Consider the following 5,082-nt stretch of genomic DNA (forward strand, 5'->3'; position numbering starts at 1 on the left):
CACCGCAACACCACCGACACCAGCAACACCGACCGCACCAGCCAACAACTCCGGCAACACCACACCCGCAACAGAACGCGGACCACGAACCGGAGCCAACGCCGAGTACTCGTCGCTCGAGAGGATGTCGATGTCGCCGACGCGAACGGACGGCGTGGCCGTCACAGCGTCGAGGATCCGCACCAGACGATCGGACATGACACGCACGGTGTCGGCATCGAACAGTTCTGTGGCGTAACGGAAGCTGGCTTCGATGCCGACCGGGTTCCCGGAAGCGTCGAACTCCTCGGAGACCGTGAGCTGCAGGTCGAAGTTGGAGATGTCGTTGGGCAGTTCGATGCCCTCGATCGACAGCCCGGGCAAGGTCACCGTCGGTCGATCGGTGTGCTGGAACTCGAGCATCACCTGGAACAACGGGGCGTGAGCGGTGGACCTGGCGGGGTCGACGGCGTCGACGACCCGCTCGAACGGCACGTCCGCGTGGGTGAAGGCCGCCAGGTCGACGGTGCGCACATCCGCCAACAGATCCTCGAACGGAGTCGACCCGGGCACCTGGGTGCGGAGGACGAGCGTGTTGACGAACATGCCGACGAGCTCGTCGAGTGCGGCATCGCCTCGACCGGAGATCGGTGTGCCGACCGAAATGTCCTCGGTACCGGACAGCCGTGCCAACAGCACGGCCAGAGCGGCGTGCACGATCATGAACGAGCTCGAATTGTGCTGCGCAGCAACGGCGACGAGCCGAGCATGCACTGCGGGATCGATCGCGAACGAGACGGTGTCGCCGCGCAAGGACGCCACTGCCGGACGCGGACGATCGGTCGGCAACGGCAGCACTTCCGGGCTACCCGCCAACGCGTCGACCCAGTACGTCACCTGCTTCGCCATCAGGGAGTCGGGATCGGATTCCTCGCCGAGGAATCGGCGCTGCCACAGCGCGTAGTCGGCGTACTGCACCGGCAACGGTTCCTGGCTCGGCGCATGACCTGCAGCTCGGGCGCTGTACGCCACCATCAGGTCGCGGGCGAGCGGCGCGCTGGAGAAGCCGTCGGAGGAGATGTGATGGACCACCATGACGAGTACGTGTTCGTTCTCGCCCTGACGGATCAGGCGGACGCGCAACGGAACATCGGCCACGACGTCGAAGCCGGCACCGGCGACGGCGCCGATGAGCTCGGCGACCTGCCGGTCGTCCTCTGCGGGAACCGGAGTCAGGTCCGGAACGGCCGATGCCACGTCGAGGACGGACTGCACGGGGCCGTCGTCGGTGAGCGGGAACATCGTTCGAAGAGACTCGTGGCGTGTGAGCACGTCGGCTATGGCCGAGCGCATCGCGTCGACGTCGAGGATGCCGCTCAGGCGCATCGCGAACGCGACGTTGTAGGCAGCCGACTCGGTGTCGTACTGATTGATGAACCACATCCGCTGCTGTGCCAGAGACAGCGGCACCACCGCGGGTCGTTCCTGTGGCACCAACCGAGGCGTCGGTGCGGAGTCCTGTGTGCTGACGTCGATGCCCGCGGACAGCGATCGGACAGTCGGTGAATCGAACAGATCTCGGATGCCGATGTCGGTTCCGAGGGCGGCATTGACGCGTGCGACGAGGCGCATCGCGATCAGCGAGTTGCCGCCGATCTCGAAGAAGCTCGAGGTCGTGCTGACCTGTGCGACGCCGAGCAGATCCGCGAAGACGCCCGCGACGATCTCTTCGACCGGGTTCTCCGGTCCGACGAATTCGGACGCAGCAACGGTGAACTCGGGGGCCGGCAGCGCCTTTCGGTCGAGCTTGCCGCTGGCATTGAGAGGAAGTGAGTCGAGTACGACCACATGCGAGGGCACCATGTACCCCGGCAGCCGGCGCCCGGCTTCGGCGATCACCTCGGCCGAGTCGACCGCGTGACCGGACGCGGAGACCACGTAGGCCACCAACGTCTCGCCGGTGTTCGGATCCTTGTGCACCAGAGCGATTGCCTGGGCGACGGACTCCGAGCGCAGCAGCACCGCTTCGATCTCGGGAAGCTCGATACGCAGACCACGCAGCTTCACCTGGAAGTCGGTACGGCCGATGTACTCGAGTTCGCCGTCGGCGCGCCAACGAACCAGGTCGCCGGTGCGGTAGAGACGTTCACCCGGCTCGCCGAACGGATCGGCGACGAAGCGATCGGCGGTGAGATCGCCGCGGCCGACATAGCCGCGAGCGAGCTGAACTCCGGCCAGGTACAGCTCCCCGGGAGCACCGATCGGGGCCGGTCGAAGCGACGCGTCGAGCACGTACAGGCGGGTGTTCCAGACCGGTGAACCGATAGGAATGGACACGCCGTCGTGGCCGGTGACGTGGTAGTAGCTGACGTCGACGGCGGCCTCGGTAGGACCGTAGAGGTTGTGCAGCTCGGCCTGGGAGAACTGCGCGAACTGCGCGGCGGTGGCGGGCGGAAGTGCTTCGCCACTGCAGAAGACGAGCCGCAGTGACACACAGTCCGCAGCCCGAGCTCCGGCTGCGAACACCGCGAGCATCGACGGCACGAAGTGCGCGGTGGTGATGTGTTCGGCCGCGATGATCTTCGACAGGTACACCGGGTCGCGATGGCCATCGGGCTCCGCCACGACGAGCTTGGCACCGACCTGTAGGGGCCAGAAGAACTCCCACACCGATACGTCGAACGTGGCCGGGGTCTTCTGCAACACCGTGTCGGCGGGCGCGAGGTGGTACTCGTCCTGCATCCACAGCAGTCGGTTCACGATGGCCGAGTGCGTGACGGCGACGCCCTTGGGTCGGCCGGTGGAGCCGGAGGTGTAGATCACGTAGGCGGTGTTGGCTCCGTGCAGGCTTCCGAGGCGGTCCTGGTCGGTGATCGCGGAGCGGTCGCGATCGGAGACGTCGAGAAGATCCACCGCGAGAACAGGAGTGGCGACCGCGATGTCGATCCAATCGCGGCTCGTGGTGAGAATGCACACCGGCTGAGCGCTCGACAGCACGTAGGACGATCGCTCGACCGGGTGATCGGGGTCGATCGGTACATAGGCACCGCCGGCCTTGACGATCGCGTACATGCCCACTAGCAGATCGATCGAACGTCGGATCGCGAGCCCGACGTGGGACTCGGGCCCCACGCCCAGTGAAATGAGATGCCGTGCAAGCTGATTGGCGCGCTCGTCCAGCTCCAGGTAGGTGATGTGCTCGTCCTCGAAGACGAGGGCGGTCGAGTACGGACTGCGCAGCACCTGACGGTCGAACAGACTGCTCAGAGTCATGTCGACGGCCCCGGTGTGGAGCTGACGGTGGACCGGATCCTCGATGAGACGTGCGGTGTCGTTCCACTCGAACAGTACGAGTTCTCGTTCGGTCGGGGACAGAATGTCGATGTCGCCGGTACGAATGTCCGTCGAGCTGCCGATGGTCGCGACGATCCTCAGGAACCGGTCGACGAAACGGTCGATGGTCTCGGGATCGAACAGATCCGTTGCGTACGTGAACGACGCCGACAGGGCCCCGGACTCGTCGACCGGTTCCTGGTCGACGCGAAGCTGCAGATCGAATTTCGCAGTGTCGGTACCGATCTCCTCGAATTCGACGACGAGTTCGGGCAGCTCGAGCACGGCGGTGGCGTTGTTCTGGAATTCGAGGAGCACCTGGAACAGGGGTGAATGATCGGTCGACCTGGCGGGATCGAGTACGTCCACGAGCCGCTCGAACGGAATGTCGGTGTTGTCGAAGGCCGCGAGGTCGGAGCTACGAGCGCCGGCGAGCAGTTCGGCGAAGCTGGCCTGTGGCTCGACCTGCGTGCGGAGAACGAGGGTTCCGACGAACATTCCGACGAGATCGTCGAGTGCTGCGTCCCCTCGGCCGGCGATCGGGGTGCCGATGGCGATGTCCTGGGTGCCGCTCAGGCGCGCGAGGAGCACGGCCAGAGCGGAGTGCACCACCATGAACAGAGTCGACTCGTGTTCGGCAGCAACCGAAGACAGGCGAGCTGCGACATCGGCCGGAATGGTGAACGGTGTGACGCTGCCGCGCATCGACTGACGGGTGGGGCGTGGTCGGTCGAGCGGCATCGGTAGTACGTCGGGAAGGTCGGTCAGCGCGGACTTCCAGAATTCGATCTGGCGTGCTGCCACGGACGTGGGGTCGTTCTCGTCGCCGAGCACGTCGTGCTGCCACAGCGCGAAGTCTGCGTACTGCACCGGCAGTGGCGTCCATGTCGGCTGCGAACCCGCGGATCGAGCACTGTAGGCGACCATGACGTCGCGGGCGAGCGGTGCCATCGAGGCGCCGTCGGCAGCGATGTGATGGACCACGATCGAGAGCACGAAGCTCTCCGGGGCGGTGCGGTACAGAACCGCCCGGAAAGGCAGATCGACGGTGACGTCGAAGCCCGTTGTGGCGGAGGTACGCACGAGTGCGTCGACGGCATCGGCAGTCACGTCGACGACACGGAGCGGAAGGTTCGGTCCGGTGACGTTCTCGGGCGGAAGTATCACCTGATTCGGCAGGTCGCCCACTGTGGGGAACACCGTGCGCAGCGACTCGTGTCGAGTCAGCACGTCGCCGACGGCAGCGGACATCGCATCGACGTCCAGCCGGCCCGACAGGCGAACGAGTAGAGGAATGTTGTACGCAGGCGAGGATGCATCGAACTGATTGATGAACCACATGCGTTGTTGCGCCAGCGACAGCGGAACGGACTCCGGCCGATCGGCGGGAACCAGTGCCGGGCGACGGTGCAGCGATGCGCCCGTCGACTCCGCACGGTCGGCGAGGGTGCGAACCGTCGATGCCTCGAACAGATCGAGAACCCGCAGATCCGTACCCAGAGCTGCGTTGACGCGCGCAATCAAACGTGTTGCGACAAGGGAGTTTCCGCCGAGATCGAAGAAGTTGTCGGTGACGCCGACACGATCGAGCTCCAGTACGTCGCAGAACACGGCAGCCACAGCCGCCTCATACTCGGTTTCCGGCGACTCCGTGGTGCTCTGGGAACCGAGTTCGGGTTCGGGGAGGGCTTTGCGGTCGAGTTTGCCGGCCGGAGTCAACGGGATCGACTCCAACATCACGAACGCCGAGGGCACCATGTGCGCAGGTAG

1 protein-coding gene is annotated in these 5,082 nt (G+C 65.4%); it reads right to left on the bottom strand.

All coding sequences use genetic code 11. From position 1 onward, the window contains the following. Positions 1-5,082: non-ribosomal peptide synthetase (locus tag ASH04_RS07840; protein ID WP_156394501.1), on the bottom strand; the 5,082-nt coding region annotated here is incomplete at both ends.

The organism is Rhodococcus sp. Leaf233, assembly GCF_001426165.1.
Classification (GTDB): domain Bacteria; phylum Actinomycetota; class Actinomycetes; order Mycobacteriales; family Mycobacteriaceae; genus Rhodococcoides; species Rhodococcoides fascians.